This window comes from Corynebacterium ihumii (assembly GCF_028609825.1).
Lineage (GTDB): Bacteria > Actinomycetota > Actinomycetes > Mycobacteriales > Mycobacteriaceae > Corynebacterium > Corynebacterium afermentans.
The window spans coordinates 535,914-556,552 of sequence record NZ_CP063190.1 but is presented as its reverse complement, the minus strand read 5'-3'; the positions used below and the strand labels follow the sequence as shown (position 1 = coordinate 556,552).

The following is a 20,639-nucleotide window of genomic DNA, read 5'->3' as shown; positions in this document are numbered from 1 at the left end:
AGCACGTCGATAAGCGACTGCCTAGACGACGGTGGAGCCGCCCGCATCAGCCTGCTCAGCCTGCTGCGTCTCCTGCGTCTCAAACTGCTTGCGCATGGTGAACAGCTGCCGCACGGTCTCCTCCTGGACACCCTCGTTCATCGCGTTGAACATGTCGCCGCCTTCCTTCTGGTACTCCACCAGCGGGTCGCGCTGCGCCATCGCGCGCAGGCCGATGCCTTCCTTGAGGTAGTCCATCTCGTAGAGGTGCTCGCGCCACTTCGTGTCGATGATCGGCAGGATCACCATGCGCTCCAAGTTGCGCATCTGCTCCTCGCCGCCAATCGCCGCGACGTTTTCCTCCAGCGTGTCGTATTGGGCGTTCGCGTCGTCGACGAGCGCCTGGCGCAGCTGCTCCGAGGTGAGCTCGCCGGCGCGGCCGTACTCGTCGCCGTCGATGAGCTCCTGCGCGCTGACCGTCGGGCCGTACAGTGAATCCAGCGCATTCCACAGGCCGTCGAGGTCCCAGTCCTCCACGTAGCCCTCCGCGGTCGCGCCGTCGACGTACGCGCCAATGGTGGAATCGATCATGCGGCGCACCTGGCCCGCGATGTCCTTCGAACCCAGGATCTCCTGGCGCTCGCGGTAGACCACCTTGCGCTGCTCGTTGAGCACCTCGTCGTACTTGAGCACGTTCTTGCGCATCTCAAAGTTCTGGTTCTCCACCTGAGACTGCGCGCCCTTAATCGCGTTGGAAACCATCTTCGCCTCAATCGGCACATCGTCCGGCACGTTGAGGCGGTTCATCATGTTCTCCATGGACTGGCCCACGAACCGCACCATGAGCTCGTCGCGCATGGACAGGTAGAAGCGGGTCTCGCCCGGATCACCCTGGCGGCCGGAGCGGCCGCGCAGCTGGTTGTCAATGCGGCGCGACTCGTGGCGCTCGGTGCCAATGACGTAGAGGCCGCCGGCCTCGCGCACCTCGTCGCCAAGCTGCTGCGAACGCTCCTTGGCCGCCGGCAGCTGTGCGTCCCACGCCTCCTGGTAGCGCTCCGAATCCTCCAGCGGGTCCAAGCCCTGGGCCTGCAGCTTCGCGTCCAGGAGAATCTCCGGGTTACCGCCAAGCACGATGTCGGTACCGCGGCCAGCCATGTTGGTGGACACGGTCACCTTGCCGGGCAGACCGGCCTCGGCGATGATGCGGCCCTCTTCCTCGTGGTACTTCGCGTTGAGCACATTGTGCTTCACGCCCTTGCGGGTGAGCAGCTGCGACAGGTACTCGGAACGCTCCACAGAGGTGGTGCCCACCAGCACCGGCTGCCCCTTCGCCGCGTGCTCCGCGATGTCCTCCGCCACGGCGGCGAACTTCGCCTCCTGGGTCTTGTAGATCAGGTCGTCGCGGTCCGCGCGCTGGTTCGGACGGTTCGGCGGAATCTGCACGACGTCCATCTTGTAAATCTGGTGCAGCTCCGCCGCCTCAGTCTCAGCGGTACCGGTCATGCCGGACAGCTTGTCGTAAAGACGGAAGTAGTTCTGCAGGGTCACCGTGGCCAGGGTCTGGTTCTCGTTTTTGATCTCCACCTGCTCCTTGGCCTCAATGGCCTGGTGCATGCCCTCGTTGTAGCGGCGGCCCGCCAACACGCGGCCGGTGAATCCGTCCACGATCATCACCTCACCCTGGCGGATGATGTAGTCCTTGTCGCGCTCGAACAGCTCCTTCGCCTTGATGGCGTTGTTGAGGTAGCTGACCAGCTGCGAGTGTTCCGGGGCGTAGAGGTTGTCAATGCCCAGCTGGTCCTCGACGAACTCCACGCCCTCCTCGGAGATGCCCACGGTGCGCTTGCGCTGGTCCACCTCGTAGTGGATGCCCTCGCGCATGCGCGGAGCGAGCTGCGCGAACACGTTGTAGAACTGGCTGGAGCCGTCCACCGGGCCGGAGATGATCAGCGGGGTACGCGCCTCGTCGATGAGGATGGAGTCCACCTCATCCACGATGGCGTAGTTGTGGCCACGCTGGACAATGTCGTTGACAGAGCGCGTCATGTTGTCGCGCAGGTAGTCGAAGCCGAGCTCGTTGTTGGTGCCGTAGGTGATATCGGCATCGTAGGCATTCTTGCGCTCGGCCGGGCGCATGTCGGACAGGATCACGCCCACCTCAAGGCCCAGGAAGTGGTGGACACGGCCCATCATCTCGGCGTCACGCTTGGCAAGGTAGTCGTTCACCGTGACAATGTGCACGCCCTTGCCGGACAGAGCGTTCAGGTACGCCGGCAGCACCGAGGTCAGGGTCTTGCCTTCACCGGTCTTCATCTCGGCGACGTTGCCGAAGTGCAGGGCGGCGCCGCCCATGATCTGCACCTTGAAGTGCTTCTGGCCGAGCACGCGCCAGGAGGCTTCGCGGGCGGTGGCGAACGCGTCGAGCAGGATATCGTCCAGGCTCGCGCCGTCGGCGATCTTGTCCTTGAACTCGACGGTCTTAGCCTTGAGCTCCTCGTCGGCCAGCGCGGAGTACTCGTCGTCGAGCGCCATGACCTGATCGGCGATCTTGGCAAGGCGCTTTACGGTGCGCCCCTCACCGGCACGGAGCAGCTTTGACAGTCCAAACACGTGTGCAAAGTCCTTTACTGATGGGTTGACAGGGCCAAGGTGATACAACCGGCCATTGTACGCACGCCTCCCGGGGTATAGACAACCCCATAGGCGCTCCACAGCCGAGCCATCGCCTATCGACGACAACCGCCCCGGCCCAGATCCTGAAACAGAACCGGGCCGAGGCTGGGCTTGCTAGCTTGAGCTGCGGGAATGCGCGCTACTCGGCGTCTGCCTCCGGGGCAAGCTCAATCAGACCGTAATCGAACGCGTGGCGGCGGTAGACCACAGCCGGACGGTTGGTCTCCTCATTGACGAAGAGGTAGAAGTCGTGGCCCACCAGCTCCATCTCGCTGAGCGCATCGTCCACGCTGCGCGGGGCGTTGGAGTGCACCTTGGAGCGCACGATCTGGCCCGGGACAACGTCTTCGACCTGGTCGGCGTACGGGTCCACGTCGTACTTGCCGGCCTCCTGCGCCGCGCTCTCCTGCTTAGCCTTCGCGTCCGCCTCCATCTCCGCGGCCAACACACCGGTGCTCTTCGGTGCGCGGTGGCCGGACATTGAGATGTTGCGACGTGCCTTGACCTTGCGCAGCGAGCGCTCCAGCTTGTCCACCGCGGTCTCGAGCGCGGCGTAGAAGTTCTCCTCCTTCGCCTCAGCGCGGGCCAGGTGGCCCGAGCCGGTGGCGGTGATCTGGATGCGCTCCGCCTCTGCCTCGCGGCGCGGGTTCTTCTCGTGCTTCAGCTCCACATGGAACGACTTGAGCGTCGGATCAAGCTTTTCAATCTTGGCCAGCTTGCCGTTTACTCGTTCCTGGAAATGCTCTGGGACCTCGACGTTTCGACCGGTGATGGTGACCTGGGCTTCCGGGCTCAGCGTCTCTTGGATCGGGTTGCGGTCTGCAGACGTCATCTGCGTCCTCCCTTGCGGTAGTAGGAACTGTGTCCACCACCACTATACAACTGGTTATGACCAATTCAGCCGGTTTTATACAACGCTCGCTGAGAGTGAACCTGCGGCGGGCCACCGGCTGCAGCGACCCCGCCGGCGCCGGCTAGGCCGCGCACAGCGCCACACACGCGGCGACGTCCGCCCCGCGCGAGATCAAAATAGCTGCGCTAGCCTGCAGCGTTGCGCCGGTGGTGACCACGTCGTCCACCAGCACGACCTGCCCGGCGGGCACCCCGGAAATCTGCACGCGCCCCGCCAGGTTGGCCCGCCGGCCTGCTTCGTCGAGGCCGGACTGGTCCGCCGTCCGCGGGTCCAACCGCAGCACGGGCGCGACCTGCCTTCCGGTGGCTCGGCAGACCTGCTCCACCGGGTCGCCGCCGCGAGCCCGCGCGGAACGAGTGCGCGTAGGTGCCGGCACTAAAACCGCGCCGGTGGGGATCTCGCCGCGCGCCTCCAAGTAATCCAACGCAGCCGCAAGCACCGCGCCGACGTGGCGGCGTACCGCCAGGTGGTTTCGCTCCTTCATGGCCAGGATCACCCCGCGGTGCGGGTCCGCGTACGGCCCGAGCGCGAACACCGGCGCGTGCGGGGTGGTGTTGGGAAACACCCGCTGCGGTGGCGTCGCCAGGCCCTTACGGCACGAAGGGCACAGCAGCGGCCCCGGCGCGCGGCAGCCCGCGCATCTGCGCGGCAGCAGCAGCTCGCCGATCTGCCCGAACATCTCCCCCATGTGGGAAAGGCTAGCGCGAAATGATCGGCAGCGCGCGCACGCCTTCCAGGCCGGGAACCTCGCGCCAGATCGGGTTGTCTGCGCCGGAGGCCGGCATCTGCAGCAGCGCGTTGGCGTCGGTGACGTACAGGGTGCTCGGCGACGCCGCCACCGCCACCACGGGCGCCGAGATGTTGCCTGCGGACATCGCAGTCATGGAGGAGCCGTCCTGTTCCACGCGCATCACCGGCGTGGTGGAGGTCGTGCCAACGAGCAGGGATCCGTCCGGGCGCCAGTCGGCGGCGATCACGCTGCCGGCCAGTTCTTGGGCGTACTCGTAGACGTTGACAATGGAGCGCTCGCCTGATGCCTGGCGGCGCACAATCCCGGTGTAGAGGCTGCCGTCGATGACCATCACTACCCGGGTGCCGCTGCGGGACAGGCGCAGCACGGAAATGTTGCCGTCCACTCCCTTGGGCAGTTCGACTTTGACCTCGCCGGTGGTCAGATTGCCGGTGGCCGCGGATCTCACCGTGCGCAGGATCTGCTTGCCGTCGACCACCGTCCACACCGCGGCCGCGTCGGGTTCGAACGCGGGGCGGGTAAACGTGCCCGCGCGCATGACTTCCGCTTCAGCACCCTCGAAGGTTCCCACGCGGAAGATATCGTCCTCATCGTCGCCGGGTTTGCCAAAGATGGCGGCCCACTCACCGCCGCCGGCGATGTCCACCGAGGACACATCGCCGGCTGCGCCGAGGCTGCCCTCCACCGGGTGCGTGGAGCGCTCGTCCACCTGCACAACATTGCCGCTGGACAGGGCGTAGAGCTTGGTCTCCCCCACCGTCTCCACCAGGGGGCTCGCGGCGATGAAGTCATCGGTGTCCAGGGCGGCGGTGCCGTCGATAAGCGATTGCCCGTCAGCCTCCAGCATGTACGGGCCGGTCACCCCCGCAGACGCGAGCGTCCACACAACCTGGGCCGCGAAACGGGCGCGCTCATCCTCACTCACTCCGGAAAAACCGCTGAAGGTGTAGATGCCGTCGCGCTCGCCCGTGTACGTCACTCTCGATGGCAGCGAGCCGGTCAATGCGGGGCGCAGACGCTCGGAGGGGCCCTCCATGAGCAGGCCGATAAGGTCGCTGGCCAGGGTTTCGCGGCGCGAATGCACCCAGCGACGGTCCGTGACAAGCTCCTGGTCGTCCTGGTCGAAGAAGTACAGGTTGTACGGCTGGTACTGGTTGCGCAACTCCGTGCGCTCAAAGACCACGCCTTCCGGCAGCGAGGAGATGCGCCACTGCCCGTCGACCATCTCCATGTCGATGGTGGCCTCGTAGTCTCCCCGCTCCGGCGAGTAGGAACCGCCGGGGCGCACCGTGCCGACAACCTGGCCGTGCACCGCGAAGCTGCGCTGCCCCACTGAGGAACCCGGCAGCGTGGTCATGCCGATGCTGTCCACGACGAGCTGTTGGCCGGTCGGGTCCCACGCCGTGGAGGCACCCTCGGTGAGGTAGGCGCGCGCTGCCTCGTAGTCGCCGTCGGGTGTCGCGGATGCGTGGTAAAAATCGCGGAGCAAAAGGTCCGGCTCTTGTCCGTCCTTCGGACCGGCGTCCTGCGTTTCGGTCTCATCGGGCGTGAAGGAGCGGATGACGTGCGGCGCCGAGTTCGTGGGCAGCGAGGCGCAGCTAGTGGTCAGCGCCGTCAGCGCAACCATGAGGCAGGCAAGGGTTTTACGCATTGGTGTCCTCCTGGGGCTCTCGCTTATCGACGGCTCCGCCTTCCCCGCCAAATCCTTCAGCGCTGTCGGCAGGGTTTTCTGCGCCGTCAAGTGGTTCTGCAGACTCTGGTGCGGTAGCGCGCGGCGCCTCGAGCGGAAGCGGGGCCTCGGTGAACCCGGCTTCTAGGTGGCGCGGCAGCACCAGGCGGAACTGCGAGCCCACACCGAATTCGCCGACCGCGTCGAGCGTGCCGCCGTGCAGCTGCGCATCCTCCCGGGCGATGGCCAGACCCAAGCCCGTGCCGCCGGAGTGGCGCTTGCGGGACTTATCGGCGCGCCAAAACCGGTTGAACACCAAGTCTTCTTCGCCCGACTTCAGGCCCACACCACCGTCGGTGACGGTGATAGCCACTGCCTCGTCGTTGGAACGCATGCGCACGGTGACCGGGTTGCCTTCGGAATGGTCGATGGCGTTCGCGATGAGGTTTCGCACGACACGCTCGATGCGGCGGGCATCGCCTTCCAAAGTCTGCGGCTCGTCAGGAATGTCGAAGATGACGTCCACGTCCAGCTCTTCGGCTAGGTGCTGGGTTTGCTGCCAGGCGGATTCCACCGGCTGGCGGGCATCCACGTTCGCGGAGGACAACTCGGCCACGCCGGCGTCGTGGCGGGAGATCTCCAACAGGTCGTTGAGCAACGCCTCGAAGCGGTCCAGCTCGCTGATCATCAGCTGCGAGGCACGCTTGGTCGCCGGCTCCAGCGAATCCTCATTCGCGGCGATCAAATCCGCCGCCATACGGACCGTGGTTAGCGGGGTGCGCAGCTCGTGTGAGACGTCAGAGGTGAACTGGCGCTGCAGCGAGCCGTACTCCTCCAGGTTGGCAATCTGCTTGCTTAGGGTGTCCGCCATGTCGTTGAAGGACATGGCTAGCACGGCCATCTCGTCCTCGCCGTCGACAGGCATTCGCTCCCGCAAGTGCCCGGATGCGAAACGTTGCGCGGTGCGCGAGGCGGAGCGCACCGGCGCCACAATCTGCTGGGACGCGAGCCAAGAGATGCCCATCAACAGCACCACGACGATCACCGCGGCAGACGCCAAAATGCCGCGCATGAGCGCCACGGTGGAGGCTTCGCTTTCCATGTTCATCACCAGATAGAGGCGAAGGTTGGGGATGTCCGCGTTGGTCGGGGTTCCCACAATCAGCGCGTCGTAGGCCGAACCGTCCGGGCGCTCCACGGTGGCGAACTGGTACGCCACGTTGCCGTCCCTGACATAGTCGCCCAGCCGCTTCGGAATCTGGTATGCCTCCGGCGAGGAGGTCACGGAGCCGTTCGGGGCTTCGACCACCAACACCGGCTCGTAGAAGCTGGCGGAGTCGCCGCTTTCCTGCACGCGCTGCGTCAACCCGGCGCGCGCCGAATTCAGCCGCGCCTGCAAGGATGCAGAAGACCCAGAGTTGGCCAGCTGGTAATCCACGGTCGAGCGGGCACGCTCAATTTCCACACTGGCGGTTTCAACCTTGGCCGCGGTAATGCGGTCCGTGACAACGGACGCCAGCGCGAAGCCAAGCACAGACATCACGACCGTGGACACCAGCAGCACCGTGCCCACGAAGCGGACCTGCAGCTTCGTGGACCAGGCGTGCCGCACTCGGTCGCTAGCACGACGTATGGCGTCCAGGTGCTACACCTCCGACTTACCGGTTTTGTAGCCCACACCGCGCACGGTGAGGATAATCTCCGGGTTCTCCTGGTCGTGCTCGATCTTGGAGCGCAGACGCTGCACGTGCACGTTGACCAGGCGGGTGTCGGAGGCGTTGCGGTAGCCCCACACGGACTCCAGCAGTTCCTCGCGCGAGTGCACCTGGTTGGGCTTGCGCGCCATCTCCACCAAGAGGTCGAACTCCAGGGGTGTGAGCTGGATTTCCTCGTCGCCGCGGGTGACGGTGTGCTGCGGCACGTCCACAGTCAGGTCGCCGACCTCGAACACGTCTGCCGGGGTCTCGTCGGTGCGGCGCAGGCGCGCGCGGATGCGGGCAACGAGCTCTTTCGGCTTGAACGGTTTGGTGATGTAGTCGTCCGCGCCGGACTCCAAACCCAGCACCACGTCCACCGTGTCCGTTTTGGCGGTGAGCATAACCACTGGCACCGCGGACTCCTTGCGGATCTCGCGGCAGATGTCGATGCCGTTCATGCCCGGCAGCATCAGATCCAAAAGGATCAGGTCCGGGTCGAACGAGCGGAAGGCAGGCACCGCCTCAACACCGTCCGTCACGGAGCTGGTTTGGAAACCTTCGGCCTCCAACACGATTGTCAGCATCTCGTTGATCGCCGGGTCGTCGTCCACCACAAGGATCTTCGGTGCCATGCGTCCTCCTCCATCCTTTTCGCGCTGAGCCGCTGAGCTTGAACTGCTCTTCTACTCCGTCAGCTCGCTCACTGCCTGCATGATAACCGCCGGATCTGCGGTGCGAAGCCACCGGCTCACCCAGTTGTGCTCCGCCAGCTCCGAATATGCCTGGAAGGTCGCCACCTGCAGAGCCACGTCGCGCTCGTAGCGGTCGCGGGTGCGCGTTGCGTCCTGCTCCTCGCGCGCCTCCGCGCGCTCGCGGGCAACATCCGGGGTGGTGTCCACCAGAACCTGCAGATCCGGCTTGGGCAGCCCCAACTTCTCAAACTCCAAGTCGTGCACCCACTTCACCGCGGCGGTATCACCCGTGCGGGCGCTGGTGTACGCCGCGTTGGACGCCACGTAGCGGTCCAGGATGATAATGCGGTCTCGTCGGCCAGCGAAGCCGTCGAGAAGCTGCTTCGCCCCATGCCTGTCCAACGCGAACATGGTGGCCATGCCGAACGCGGAATCTGTCAGATCGCCCATGCGCCCGTGCAGGGCGTCTTGCGCCAGCTGGGCGTGGACGGACGTCTCATAGCGAGGAAACGCCAAGGTCTCGGCACCGAAGCGCTCTTTGAGCGCGGTGACAAGCGTGTTTTTGCCGGCACCATCTATGCCTTCAACAGCGACAATCATGCAGTTACGCCAACGCCTCGAGGAACTGCTCCAGATCCTGCTCGGTGTCCGCCTCCTCGAGCACGGCGGCCGCGGACTCAACTAGCTGCTCGTCCATCTCGTCCGGACGCATACGGATAAACGGGTAGGTCTCAGCGATCTCGCCGGCAGAAAACGGCGCACCCGCCCAAATCGCGGCGATCGTGGCCGCAGCCTGGCCGTTAAGGAGCTCATCTTCGCTCGGATCCTGCTTGGCAGCGAGGAGGACCGCATCACGGACCGCCTCGAAAACCTCGTCGAAATCAAGATCGACCAGCTCGTCCAGGAAGTCGGTGTTGGCATCGACCGTGAAAATCTGCTCGTCCCAAGTGCTCACTGCGGCGCTCCTTCCATAGATAGTGCGCGAGCGGGCGCCCGCGCGTTGCGTTACACCCATCTGTATACGGCAAAACGCGCCCCCGGGGCAGCAGAACGCGCATCGACTCGCCGCGCGGGGGTTCCGCATTTACCATCCGCGTGCTATAAACAGTGCTACAACGCAAAACGTTATCAATTTGTAACTACTACGCGGGGTCGAAACGCCCCGTGGGAGGAGCCACCGTGGAAGGGACAGCACGCCGGGTAGCCGTGTTCATCGGCGCTGGTGCGCTCCTTGCCACCCTCGTCGGGTTCACCGTGTGGGCCACCTCCTCGGCCGGGCAGAACAACCGCGCCGGTTTCACCGCGGAAGCCGCTGGAACCACCGACGCCAGCGCCACGCCCACCACATCGAGCCCGACAACGGAAACGGTGACGGAGAACCAGACACACACCCGGACCGTGCGCAGCCCTGCAAGCGCCGCCGACAACGGACGCAACGCCAACCGCGGCGCGGGCGATGCCGGTCGAGCCAGCTCCGACGAAGGACGCGCCGGCGCTGCCGTGCCCACCGGCTACAACGCGGCGCAGGACCCGTACCTGCCGCCGCACGCTGTGGTTGCTCCGGCACCGGAGTCGGGGCAGCCGTCCCGCGTGTACCGCCCGTCCAACATCGTGCCCTCCCCTGCCCGTCCGCAGTCAGCGCCGCAGGGCGCCAACCCGGCGGCAGAGCCAACCCCGGCGGGCGCACAAACCAGCACGCGCACTTCCTCCCAGCAGACGCCGGGCAGCACCCCGCCGCGCGAGCCGGGTGAGAGCAGCGCAGCGCAGCCGAGCACCCCTGCTACGCCGGCACCTGGTGGGTCCGAAGCACAGCCGTCGGAGGCCACCGAGCCGACGCGCACCCCGGCACAGGAGCCGTCGAAGCAGCCGGAACAGCCGCAGACCACTGAAGCGTCCGACGAGTCAGAGCAGACGCCGCAGCCGGGCAACGGCTCGGGCCCATCGCACGGCCCCGATGACATGGGCGACTCGGGCGACACGGGCGGCGCGGCCGGCGTCCAGGTGGGAGAATCGTCGGAGCAAGAGTCTTCTCACGCACAGGAGGCGCCGCAGAGCCCGGCGCCAAAGACGCGGCTTGAAGGCGCAGGCGAGGCGGCACAGCCGTCCGCGGGCGCCGAAATCACCGGCGACGCCGACTCCGCTCCCGCATCGCAGGTGACCCCGGAGGCCACCGCTGCGGAGGAGCCCTCGGCGCCGACCCGTGTGGCGGGCAAGGAAGACGTTGCGGGCTACCCGAAGGAAGATGAAGGCATGACGGCCCGCGGCGTGTTGGACAAGATCACCGGCCGCTAAACCACGCAGCGTTGAGGGCCGCGTAGCCGTTAGGCCGTAGCCACAAACACCTGGGCCGCGCCCTCGGCGGTCAGCTGCACTTCCCTTTCGCTCGCCGGCGCCCAAGCTGCGTTGCCCTGGGACAGCACAAACCCGTCGGCGCCGCGCACCTCGCCGGAGGTGCACAGCACAATCGCGGGGCCGTCTTCGTCGATGACCAGCGTCTCGCCGTGGGCAAGCGAATGCACGCGCACCGCGAAACTGTCCACCGGAAGCTGGAACTCCACGCCGCCGTGCGACGGGGCCGCCTCTGCCCGCGGGTTTTCCAAGGTGCTGAAGTCCAGCACCTTCACCAGCTCCGGCACGTCCACATGCTTGGTGGTCAGCCCACCTCGCAGCACGTTGTCGGAGTTAGCCATGACCTCCACGCCCAGCCCCGACAGGTAGGCGTGAAGCTGGCCGGCACGCAAAAACGCCGCCTCGCCGGGCGCGAGCGTGAGCACGTTCAGCAGCAACGCCGCCAACACGCCCACATCGCCCGGGTAGGCCCGGTTGAGCTCGAGGTAGACCTCGGCCGCGTCTACCATCCATGCAGGGGCTGAGTGCTGGTCGACGAGCTCTTCCGCCGCGCGCTGCACCGATTCGATCAACTCCACCCGCGGCTGGTGCGGCAGCGAAATCAGGGTGGTAAACAATGCGCGCAGATCGCCCTCGCCGTCCGTGGGCAGCAAGGTGGCGTAGCGGTCCAGCTCCGCGCTGCCGAGCTCGGCAAAAAACGCGGCGGTGTCCGGAACCGGACGGAACCCGGCCAACGCGCGGAACTCGGTCAGCGCGACAATGAGCTCGGGCTTGTGGTTCGGATCCTTGTAGTTGCGGTTCGGGCTGTTCAACGCGATGCCCTCGGTGTTTTCGCGCGCAAAGCCTTCCTGTGCCTGCTCCAGCGAGGGGTGGGCCTGGATGCTCAAGGGCGCGGCCGCAGCGAGCAGCTTGACCAGAAACGGCAATTGGTCGTCGTGCGCTTCTGTGACCCTTTTGCCCAGCGCGGCGGCCGGGTCGGCGGCAATGGCTTCGTCCAAGCCTTGCCCGTTCACCGTCGCCGGGGCGGCCGGGTGGGCACCAAACCAGAGTTCCGCCTGCGGCTGCGGGCTCGGCGAAGGCTCGCCGCGCAGCTGGGCGATCAACGTGTGAGAGCCCCAGGGGTAGGGGCGCAGAGCTCCTTCGAGGTGCTCCATGGTTCTCCTTCTACTCCTTCGTGGCGGCGGCATCGGCGTCGGCAGCAAGCGCCGTTACCGCGTAGGCCCGGGCAACCAGGCGTGCCGCGCGGGCCGCCAGATCATCCGCTTCAGTCTCCACAGATTCCATCTGGCTGCCTGCCGGGGCCACCGGATCGGTGGCCTCGCACGTCCAAACAACGGTTGTTAAACCTACCAGCTTCGCGGGGCCGTCGAGGTAGGGGTCGTGGAAGATATCGTCCGCGGAGGAGGCGGAATTACCCTCCTGAGCACGCTCGACGGCAAAGGGAAGCTCGTGGTGGTCCACAAAGGACGCGGGGATGCCGTGTGTGGACCACAGCGCCGCGACAAGCTCCGCCACCGCACTGCCTGCCGGACCGAATCCGGTGTGCAGCACCCGAGCGCCGTCAAGCTGGGCGCGCAGTTTGCGCGCGGCGTTGACCGCCACGTCGCGCCGCGGCGAGACAGACTCGAGCTCCGCGTCCACTTCAGACGCCAGCAGCTCGAAGCGCTCCGCCACCACCTCGGCCGGCTGGCGCAGCGCAAGCAGCACCGCACCCACGACGGCGCACGTGCGCAGCGGGGAGGCGCCAGCAGTGTCGGGCAGGGCGGGAATGACGGTGGTGGCCTGTGGTGCGTCTTCAAGCAAGGGCCCCTGATTCGGACCGGCGAGGATGGTCTCTGCGCCGCGGTCCACCGCGGTGAGCAAACCGCGCAGGTCCGTCTCGCGTCCGGCGTTGTCGCCCACAACCACCACGACATCGAGCGCCCCGACGTACGCCGGCAGCACGTCCACAACCACCACCGGCACCTCGAGCGGGGCGGCAAAGGTTGCCACCGCACGCGCCGCGGCCGCCGCGACCTGGTCGGTGGCCAGCACAACCACGCTGCGGGGCTGCAGCCCGCGCAAGCCTTCGAGCAGGTGCGTCGCCTGGCCCACGGCACGGAGCTGGGCGCCCTCGTGGGCGATGTCGAAAAACAGGGCGTCTTCCCTGGAAAATCCGCTCATACCCCGCGAGCGTACGCGGGGAACCTCAAGCGCGGATGATGCCGAGGATTTCCTCGGTCAGCGCGTCCACTTCGTCGCGGGTCGGCGCCTCGGCGTTGAGGCGGAGCAGCGGCTCGGTGTTGGAGGCGCGCACGTTGAACCAGGCCTTGGAGTCTTTGAGCTGCACGGTGACGCCGTCGAGGGTGTCCACGGATTCCGTGCGGTCCGCAAATGCGTCCACCACGCGCTGCGTGGCGGCGGCCTGGTCGGCGACCTCGGAGTTGATCTCGCCGGAGGCGGTGTAGCGCTCGTAGGCGCCCATCATCTCGCTCAGCGGCGCGTCCTGCTCCGCCAGCGCGGCCAGCACGTGCAGCGCGGCGACGAGCCCGGAGTCGGCGTTGAAGAACTCCGAGAAGTAGTAGTGCGCGGAGTGCTCGCCGCCGAACAGCGCGGAATGCTCCGCCATCTGCGCCTTGATGTAGGAGTGCCCCACACGCGTGCGCACCGCGTTGCCGCCGTGCTCTTCAATCAGCTCCGGCACGGCGCGGGAGGTGATCAGGTTGTGGATGATCGTCGCGCCCGGGTGCTGCTTGAGCGTGCGGATGGCGATCAGCGCGGTGATCGCGGACGGGGAGACGGCCTCGCCGCGCTCGTCTACCACGAAGCAGCGGTCCGCGTCCCCGTCGAAGGCGAGACCGATGTCGGCCCCCTGCTCCACGGTGAACTTCTGCAGGTCAACCAGGTTCTTCGGGTCCAGCGGGTTCGCCTCGTGGTTGGGGAAGGTGCCGTCGAGCTCGAAGTACAGCGGGCGGATGTCCATATCCCCCAGCACCGCCGGCACCGTCATGCCGCCCATGCCGTTAGCCGCGTCCACCGCCACAACAAGCTTGCGGCGCGCAGGAACCGGCACAAGCTCGCGCAGGTAGGAGGCGTACTCATCCAGGGCGTCATGCTTATCGACGTCCCCAGGTTCCCCCTCATACCCCGGCACACCCTCGAGGATCATGCGGGCGATCTCGCCCAGGCCCGTTTCCGTGGACACCGGGGTCGCACCCGCGCGGCAGAGCTTGATGCCGTTGTACTGCGCCGGGTTGTGCGAAGCGGTAAACATCGCGCCGGCGCAGCGCATCGTGCCAGCGACGAAATACAGCTCGTCGGTAGACGTCAGTCCCAGCAGGGTCACGTTGAGGCCCTGGCTGGCGGCGCCTTCCGCGAAGGCGTTTGCAAGCGCGGGCGAGGACGGGCGCATGTCGTGGCCGACCGCAATGCGGGTCTCCCCCTCCCCGCGCAGGATGTGCGCGAACGCCGCGCCCGCGGTGCGGACGAAGTCCTCGTCGATGGTCTCGCCAACGACGCCGCGAACGTCGTACGCCTTGATAACGCTCTTCAGCGTCTCGTTCGTGTGCTTAATAGCCATGCGCGGTATCTTATCGCGCTCCCCGACGCGATCCTGCGCAGACCGCTTTGGTCACCGCTGCTACTGCTCAGCCTCCGGGTCTGGCACGATGCGCAGGTGGGAGCGCCGCGCCGCCTTGGCCGCAGCTATCTGCTCTTCCACCCGCTTCGTGCGGTGCACCGGGTGGTTGGAGGTGTCCGGGTTGTTGAAGTCCTTGTCCGCCGAATACTCGATCGGGTCCTGGCCTGTTTCCACCAGCCCGGTGGTCACACGCCCCGCTTCGCGCACTGCCTCCGCGAGCGCGGTGATGTCGGTGCTTTCGTCGTCCAAATCGTCGTCGAGCTCGACGTGCTCGACGCGGACCAGCTCCCAGCCCACCGGTGCGGTGATGTGCGCGGAATGGTGTTCGCAAAGATCCCAGGCGTGCGGGTCCGGGGCGGGCGCGAGCGGTCCGACCACTGCCGTCGAATCCGCGTACGCGTAGATCAGCGTGGCCACGGCGGGCCGACCGCACCCTGGGCGGCAACAACGGCGGTAGATATTCACGGCGCCAAGTCTAAACCCCACATTGAGATTTCGATAGTGCAACGCGGCGCGCCCACGCCACCTTTGCTGCGCCGCGAAATAGCATTGCCAGCTATGAGCGCCACTCGCCCTTCCCACGTGCAACCGGCCCGCAACCGCCACGGCCGGGGCGTGCGCGGGCCCATCCTGCCGGTCGGTGTGCCGCGGTATCGCACCCGCGCCAATGCATTCGACCAACTGGTCATCGACGCATACGCGCCGCTTCATAACCAGTACTTCAGCGAGCTGGCCGGCGTCGACCTCGCCGTCGACACCATTCCGCGGATGCGGTTGAGCCCTGACATGACGGTGCTGCCGGACGAGATCATCGCCGACGGCCCGGTGCCGCTCGGTCGCGTCTTGCAGGCGGGCGTGGACAGGCAGGGCAACCCCACACGGGCGCGCTTCGTGGTGTTTCGCATGCCTATCGAGCACCGCACCTCGACAACACAAGAGCGGTCAGAACTCCTTACTTGGGTTCTGACCGCTCTTGTGGCCAATTACCTCAACTTGGATCCGAGGACTATCTCCCCAGACTTCCCCTGGTAGGGCCCTAGCTGATCTGCTTTTTCAGGCGGCGGCGCTCACGGTCGGAGAGTCCGCCCCAAATCCCGAAACGTTCGTCGTGCTCGAGCGCGTATTCCAAGCACTCGTCGCGCACGGCGCACGCCTTGCAGATTCGCTTTGCCTCGCGAGTCGAGCCGCCCTTCTCAGGGAAGAACGCCTCCGGGTCGGTCTGGGCACACAGTGCCTGATCCTGCCACTCCTGCTCGACGGCGCCGAACAACTCGTCGAGGGTCATCCCTCCTGCGGCTGCGCCGCGGAGGGTGGCGTCTGCCTGGTTTTCCACGCCATTACCTTCCTTAGTTGCTTGTCGGTCGTATAAGAGTGGTGACCGCAGTTCCCGGCTGATGGGTTCTGCGGATAACACTGTTGTGATTACACACCGCGACACTAAATAGCCGCAACCAGAATTCCGCAGTTTCCGGCCTGCGCTCCCCAATTCCCACGTCGCTCGTCACACGAGTCACATCAGTCACATACGAGGGAAGATGGGGGTGGACATAGGGGGTACTACATCTAGTAGCGCCGGGGATTTGAGCAACTATTTGCCGGTTTTGGCGTGTCGCTTACGCGTCCGGAGAGAAACGCACTCCCGAATCCGGAATTTCCACGCCCGGCCACACGCGCATGCCCGCCTGCAGCTCGCAACGCGCCCCGATCCGAGCGCCGTCGCCAATCACGCAGTCCGTGACACGCGCGTTCGCGCCGATCGTCGCACCTGCCGCGATAATGGAGTTGCGCACCATCGCACCGGGCTCGATGGTGACGCCGTCGAAGATCACGGAATCGTCCACGCGCGAGCCGGCGCCGATCTCGCAGCCGCGGCCCACAGCGGTGCCGCCCATGAGGATGACGCCGTGCGCGATGCCAGCGGAGTCGTCCACAAGCGACTCGCCCGTGCGCCCCTCCAGCAACGGCGAGTATGCGATGCCTCGCACCACATCCGAGGACCCCTGGACGAAATCGTCTGGGCGGCCCATGTCGCGCCAGTAGGAAGAATCCACGTGCCCGACCACCTTCGCGCCGGAAGACAGCAGGCCCGGGAAGGTCTCGCGCTCCACCGAGACCACGCGGTCGGCCGGGATCTGCTCGATCACGGAGCGCTTGAACACGTAGCAGCCGGCGTTGATCTGGTCGGTCGGCGGGTCCTCCGTCTTCTCCAAAAACGCAAGCACGTTGCCGTCCTCGTCCGTCGGCACCGAGCCGAACGCGCGCGGATCCGGCACGCGCACCAGGTGCAGCGTGACGTCCGCGTCCTTGTCAACGTGGGTGGAGGCGATGGCGGACAGGTCCGCGCCGGAGAGGACATCGCCGTTGAACACCATGGCGTTGTCGTAGCGCAGCTTGTCCAAAACGTTGCGGATGCCGCCGCCGGTGCCGAGGGCTTCCTCCTCCACCACGTACTCGATCTGCAGGCCGAATTCGGAGCCGTCGCCGAAGTACTCCTCGAACACCTCAGCCTTGTAGGACGTGCCCAGCACGACGTGGTGCATGCCGGCGGCCTTGATTCGGGCCAGCAGGTGCGCCAGGAATGGGTACCCCGCGGTGGGCAGCATCGGCTTCGGTGTCGACACCGTCAGCGGGCGCAGGCGCGTGCCGCGCCCGCCCACCAGGATCACCGCATCCATCTCTGCCACTGCCCCGTCGGTCGCCTGTGCGGCGCCGATGTGCTCCGAAGTTGCCATTGCTCGTCCTTTTCTTCCTGCCTACTGGAGTTCTCTTTAAGTTTTGTTGCACCGGCTCGGCTTGCGAAGCCCAAGCTGGAACGCCCCGCGGACTTTCAGCCCGAGCCACAGCGCCCAACGCAGCGGGGCCTGCCACGGGTGCGGGTGCCTGTCGCGCTGGAAGCGGTAGGCCGAGCCGTGGTGCGCGGGCACCGTGACCTTACGGAACTTGCCCGCCACATGGCCCTGATCGTGCAAGATCACCGACGACGGGCAGTACAAGTTATCCCACCCGGCGCGCGAAAGCCTGTCGCCGAAGTCGATGTCTTCTAGGTACATGAAGTAGCGCTCGTCGAAGCCGCCGATGGCGTCGAAGGCTTCCCACCGCACCAGCAGGCACGCGCCGGAGAGCCACCCTGCGGTGCGCTGGACGTGCATGTTCGCGTCTGCTTTGTATGCGCAGGAAAAGGGGTTGCGCGGCCAGACGTCGTAAAGCAATGCATGCCCGATACCCGTTGCAAGTCCTGGCACCTCGCGCGCGCTGGGGTACGCGGAGCCGTCCGCTTCCTCGATGCGTGGGCCCGCCGCACCTGCTTCGGGCGCGGCGTCGATGCAGCGGATCAGCTCGTCGATGCTGCCCGGGCCGAACTCAACGTCAGGGTTGACGATGAGGAAGTAGTCGCTTCGGATTACATTTGCTTCTCGACGTTTCCTCAGCGCCGCGGCCGCGACATTAATCGCCGCCCCGTACCCGATGTTTCCCCCGGTGGGCAGAAACTCCACGTGCTCGTGCTCGGCGGCCGCGCGCTGCGGCGAGCCGTCGGTGGAGCCGTTATCCGCGCAGACCAAGTGCACCTTGCCGCGCGTCGCCGCGTCGAGCGAGTCAATCAGGTGCGACAGATGCTCGCCCGGCGAGTACGTCACCGTAATCACCGCAAGCGGCGGATCGCCCGCCGCTGCCTCAGGTGTGTGGAGAAAGTCTGCATTCACAATGGCTGGAATCATACCCACCGGTGGGGCCGAAATTGGTGTACGGCACAGGCACTGCAGCAGGGATTCGAGAGGGGATGTCGTATACTTCCCCGCGTGACTGACCCCAACCGGCGTGCCCGCGACATTCAGGCGGCACCATCGCGAGCGCGAGACGTGTCCCAATCCGGACACCCCGTGGTCAAAGGGGTCCTAGCAGTGGTCTCTGCCCTGGCGATCACCCTGTCCGGCGTCGGCTACTTCGCCGTCGGCCGCTTGGGCGGGCAGCTTTCCGCCTCGGAGCTCGATGTCAGCTCCCAAAGCAAATCCAAGGGCAAAGGCAATAAGGACGACGCAGCGCTCGACGGCGCAGTGGACATCCTGCTCGTCGGCTCCGACTCACGCACGGACGCCCAGGGCAACCCCTTAAGCGAGGACGAGCTCGCCCGCCTCAACGCCGGCATCGCCGACGGTGAGATCAACACCGACACCATCATGGTGATCCGTATCCCGGAGGACGGCTCCAAGGCGACGGCCGTGTCGATTCCCCGCGACACCTACATCCACGACGCCACCTACGGCAACCTTAAGATCAACGGTGCCTACGGCGCCTACGCCGCTGACAAGCGCGAAGAGCTGGTCGAAGAGGACGGCATGTCCGAGGGCCCGGAGCTGGAGCAGCAGGTTGCCCGCGCCGGCCAAGAGGGGCTCATTGATGCAGTGGCCAACCTCACCGGCGTAGAGGTCGACCACTTCGCGCAGGTGGGTCTGCTCGGTTTCGTCCTACTCACGGATGCCGTGGGCGGCGTGACCGTATGCCTGAACAATGCGGTGGACGAGCCACTGTCCGGCGCCCACTTCCCCGCCGGTGTTCAAACGCTCAATGGAACCCAGGCGTTGTCCTTTGTGCGTCAGCGCCACGACCTGCCCCGCGGCGACCTCGACCGCATTGTCCGCCAGCAGACCTTCATGGCGTCGCTGGTCCGCAACATGCTCTCCGCGGGCACCTTGACCAACCCGGCGCGCCTGCGCGAACTCGCCAACGCCGCGGAGCGCTCCGTCACGCTGGACAAGGACTGGGACGTGGTCCGCTTCGCACAGCAGCTCTCCGGCCTGGCCGGCGACAATGTCACGTTCACCACGATCCCGGTCACGTCCGTCAACGGCATCGGCGACTACGGCGAGTCCATCATCACCGTCGACGTGTCCCAGGTGCACCAGTTCATGGAGGACTCGGTGAAGCCCGCGCAGGAAGACGACCAGGAAGACAGCCTGGAAAACGACACCGACACTTCAAACTCCCCCGCCGCAGATTCCACGGTGCTCGGCGCCCAGGACGTCATCGTGCTCAACGCCGGAGCCGTGCCGGGCCAGGCCGGCCGCGTCGGCGAGGAGCTTTCCAACCAGGGCATCCAGGTCTCCGAGGTGGCAAACGCCATGGAGGGCCTGTACTACCAGAGCCAGGTGGTGGCGCCCGACACCAACGATCCCGCCGCGCAGGAGCTCGCCCGCATCCTCGGCGGTGTGCCGGTGGTGGCCAACGCCTCGCTCGAACCGGGCACGATAGTGGCCGTCGTGGCCGAGGATTACGCCGGACCGGGTGTGATGACCGCGGAGGAAGCACAGCAGGAGGCGCCGGTGGGCACCCCAGGCGAGGACTTCGGTGCCACCGAGATCGCCCCCGAGATCACCGCCGACGGCGACAGCCCGCGCTGCGTAAACTAGCACCACCCCGACACCTAGTCCGGCATCGGCACCCTGATGTCGCGCCTGATCGTGTTCACCGTGGTGTTCTGGCTGTTCTGGGTGGTACTGCTGTTTATCTGGTACCAATTCGACTTGCCGTTGGGGCCGGGCGCGTCGATCATGTTGGCGTCGTAAAGCAATTGCCCCTTACGATGGGCGGGCATGAGCATGTTCGCACCGCTGATGCAGACCGACCCCTCGACGCCGCGCCTGACCGTCTACGACGACTCGCGCGGCGTGCGCATGGATTTTTCGGCGCAGACGCTGGACAACTGGGCCAGCAAGGTCGCCAACATGCTCGACGAGGAGTTCGACGCCGGCGACGAGGTCGCCATCGATCTGCCGGTGTCGTGGCAAGCGGCGGTCATCGCGATCGGCGCGTACAACTCCTCGCGCACCCCGCTTATCGACGCCTCCGGTGCCCCCGCCCCCGACCTCATCTTCACCACCCTGGACGGTGCCGCGCGGTGGAACGAGGTGCCCGATTGCGTGGTGGTCTCCGACGACCCGTTCGGCCGCGGAGTGGTGGAAGCCGGCGGCGAGCTTCCCGTGGGCGCCGTGGACTTCGGACCCACCGTGCGCTTCTACGGCGACGACTACTTCGGCCAATCCCCTGCGCTGAGCTCGTTCGCGGTGCCCGGCCTCGATGCGCAGCGCTACCTGGTGCAGGACTGGCACACCACCGGCGAGTTCGCCGCGAACGTGCTCGGCCCCATCGCCGCCGGCGGCTCCGTCGTGGTGGTCACCGGGCTGGTCTCCGCCGAGCGGCTGCAGGAGATCGCCGAGGCGGAGAAGGTCACCCGCTTCATCGACGGGCAGTAACGCCCGGGTAGGCGCGAGCCCTCGCGGGGTCGTCGCGGGTCCAACCGAC

The 20,639-nt window shown here is 66.3% G+C and carries 20 protein-coding genes; 5 read left to right on the top strand and 15 right to left on the bottom strand.

Going from position 1 to position 20,639, the window contains the following annotated elements; genetic code table 11:
- Positions 1-21: 21 nt before the first annotated feature.
- The 8 genes from secA to CIHUM_RS02735 all read right to left on the bottom strand — a co-directional run bounded on the left by secA (position 22) and on the right by CIHUM_RS02735 (position 9,329).
- Positions 22-2,589, bottom strand: coding sequence for a preprotein translocase subunit SecA (gene secA / locus CIHUM_RS02770; RefSeq protein ID WP_034997505.1), 2,568 nt, complete (start codon positions 2,587-2,589; stop codon positions 22-24).
- Positions 2,590-2,791: 202 nt separating this feature from the next.
- A complete protein-coding gene (hpf, locus tag CIHUM_RS02765) occupies positions 2,792-3,484 on the bottom strand; it encodes a ribosome hibernation-promoting factor, HPF/YfiA family (RefSeq protein WP_034997504.1) in 693 nt (230 codons plus the stop codon).
- A gap of 142 nt (positions 3,485-3,626) precedes the next feature.
- On the bottom strand, positions 3,627-4,253 hold the full coding sequence (locus CIHUM_RS02760) for a ComF family protein (protein WP_034997502.1): 627 nt from the start codon (positions 4,251-4,253) through the stop codon (positions 3,627-3,629).
- A 10-nt stretch (positions 4,254-4,263) separates the two neighbouring features.
- Positions 4,264-5,967 carry an MtrAB system accessory lipoprotein LpqB gene (lpqB, locus tag CIHUM_RS02755; RefSeq protein ID WP_034997500.1) on the bottom strand — a complete coding sequence of 568 codons (1,704 nt, stop codon included), beginning with the start codon at positions 5,965-5,967 and terminating at the stop codon, positions 4,264-4,266.
- The gene (gene mtrB / locus CIHUM_RS02750) at positions 5,960-7,597 is read right to left on the bottom strand and encodes an MtrAB system histidine kinase MtrB (protein ID WP_207875242.1); all 1,638 of its coding nucleotides are present in this window, start codon (positions 7,595-7,597) and stop codon (positions 5,960-5,962) included. Before mtrB ends, lpqB begins: the two co-directional genes overlap by 8 nt.
- 33 nt (positions 7,598-7,630) lie before the next feature.
- On the bottom strand, positions 7,631-8,314 hold the full coding sequence (gene mtrA / locus CIHUM_RS02745; protein ID WP_034997497.1) for an MtrAB system response regulator MtrA: 684 nt from the start codon (positions 8,312-8,314) through the stop codon (positions 7,631-7,633).
- A 51-nt stretch (positions 8,315-8,365) separates the two neighbouring features.
- Entirely contained in the window at positions 8,366-8,974 is a 609-nt protein-coding gene (locus tag CIHUM_RS02740) for a dTMP kinase (protein WP_034997494.1), read from the bottom strand.
- A gap of 4 nt (positions 8,975-8,978) precedes the next feature.
- Positions 8,979-9,329: a hypothetical protein gene (locus CIHUM_RS02735; protein WP_034997493.1), complete on the bottom strand. Its 351-nt coding sequence runs from the start codon at positions 9,327-9,329 to the stop codon at positions 8,979-8,981.
- 224 nt (positions 9,330-9,553) lie between these two features.
- Here CIHUM_RS02735 and CIHUM_RS02730 point away from each other — a divergent pair, with 224 nt between their 5' ends.
- Entirely contained in the window at positions 9,554-10,666 is a 1,113-nt protein-coding gene (locus CIHUM_RS02730) for a hypothetical protein (protein WP_148363827.1), read from the top strand.
- A gap of 29 nt (positions 10,667-10,695) precedes the next feature.
- Here the strand turns inward: CIHUM_RS02730 and manA are convergent, their stop codons facing one another.
- From manA to CIHUM_RS02710, 4 genes are read right to left on the bottom strand one after another with little or no spacing between them, the layout of a single operon-like run.
- Positions 10,696-11,877 carry a mannose-6-phosphate isomerase, class I gene (manA, locus tag CIHUM_RS02725; protein ID WP_034997487.1) on the bottom strand — a complete coding sequence of 394 codons (1,182 nt, stop codon included), beginning with the start codon at positions 11,875-11,877 and terminating at the stop codon, positions 10,696-10,698.
- A 10-nt stretch (positions 11,878-11,887) separates the two neighbouring features.
- The gene (locus CIHUM_RS02720) at positions 11,888-12,886 is read right to left on the bottom strand and encodes a hypothetical protein (protein ID WP_034997482.1); all 999 of its coding nucleotides are present in this window, start codon (positions 12,884-12,886) and stop codon (positions 11,888-11,890) included.
- Positions 12,887-12,911: 25 nt separating this feature from the next.
- Positions 12,912-14,282: a phosphomannomutase/phosphoglucomutase gene (locus CIHUM_RS02715; RefSeq protein ID WP_034997480.1), complete on the bottom strand. Its 1,371-nt coding sequence runs from the start codon at positions 14,280-14,282 to the stop codon at positions 12,912-12,914.
- Positions 14,283-14,342: 60 nt separating this feature from the next.
- Entirely contained in the window at positions 14,343-14,807 is a 465-nt protein-coding gene (locus CIHUM_RS02710; RefSeq protein ID WP_074431968.1) for a DUF3499 domain-containing protein, read from the bottom strand.
- A gap of 93 nt (positions 14,808-14,900) precedes the next feature.
- On the opposite strand from CIHUM_RS02710, the gene CIHUM_RS02705 reads away from it, so the two are divergent.
- Complete coding sequence (locus CIHUM_RS02705) at positions 14,901-15,374, top strand: metallopeptidase family protein (protein WP_034997476.1); 474 nt, start codon at positions 14,901-14,903, stop codon at positions 15,372-15,374.
- A 4-nt stretch (positions 15,375-15,378) separates the two neighbouring features.
- On the opposite strand, the gene CIHUM_RS02700 is transcribed toward CIHUM_RS02705, so the two are convergent.
- From CIHUM_RS02700 to CIHUM_RS02690, 3 genes are all read right to left on the bottom strand, one after another.
- On the bottom strand, positions 15,379-15,627 hold the full coding sequence (locus tag CIHUM_RS02700) for a WhiB family transcriptional regulator (RefSeq protein ID WP_172796738.1): 249 nt from the start codon (positions 15,625-15,627) through the stop codon (positions 15,379-15,381).
- Between the two features lie 328 nt (positions 15,628-15,955).
- On the bottom strand, positions 15,956-17,074 hold the full coding sequence (manB, locus tag CIHUM_RS02695; RefSeq protein WP_034997472.1) for a mannose-1-phosphate guanylyltransferase: 1,119 nt from the start codon (positions 17,072-17,074) through the stop codon (positions 15,956-15,958).
- 36 nt (positions 17,075-17,110) lie between these two features.
- Positions 17,111-18,043 (bottom strand): glycosyltransferase family 2 protein, encoded by a 933-nt coding sequence (locus CIHUM_RS02690; protein ID WP_051106300.1) that lies wholly within the window; start codon positions 18,041-18,043, stop codon positions 17,111-17,113.
- A gap of 96 nt (positions 18,044-18,139) precedes the next feature.
- Here CIHUM_RS02690 and CIHUM_RS02685 point away from each other — a divergent pair, with 96 nt between their 5' ends.
- From CIHUM_RS02685 to CIHUM_RS02675, 3 genes are read left to right on the top strand one after another with little or no spacing between them, the layout of a single operon-like run.
- Positions 18,140-19,747 (top strand): LCP family protein, encoded by a 1,608-nt coding sequence (locus tag CIHUM_RS02685; protein WP_034997470.1) that lies wholly within the window; start codon positions 18,140-18,142, stop codon positions 19,745-19,747.
- Between the two features lie 24 nt (positions 19,748-19,771).
- Entirely contained in the window at positions 19,772-19,903 is a 132-nt protein-coding gene (locus CIHUM_RS02680; protein ID WP_286361204.1) for an AbgT family transporter, read from the top strand.
- Positions 19,904-19,930: 27 nt separating this feature from the next.
- Entirely contained in the window at positions 19,931-20,590 is a 660-nt protein-coding gene (locus CIHUM_RS02675) for a TIGR03089 family protein (protein WP_034997467.1), read from the top strand.
- Positions 20,591-20,639 lie beyond the last annotated feature (49 nt).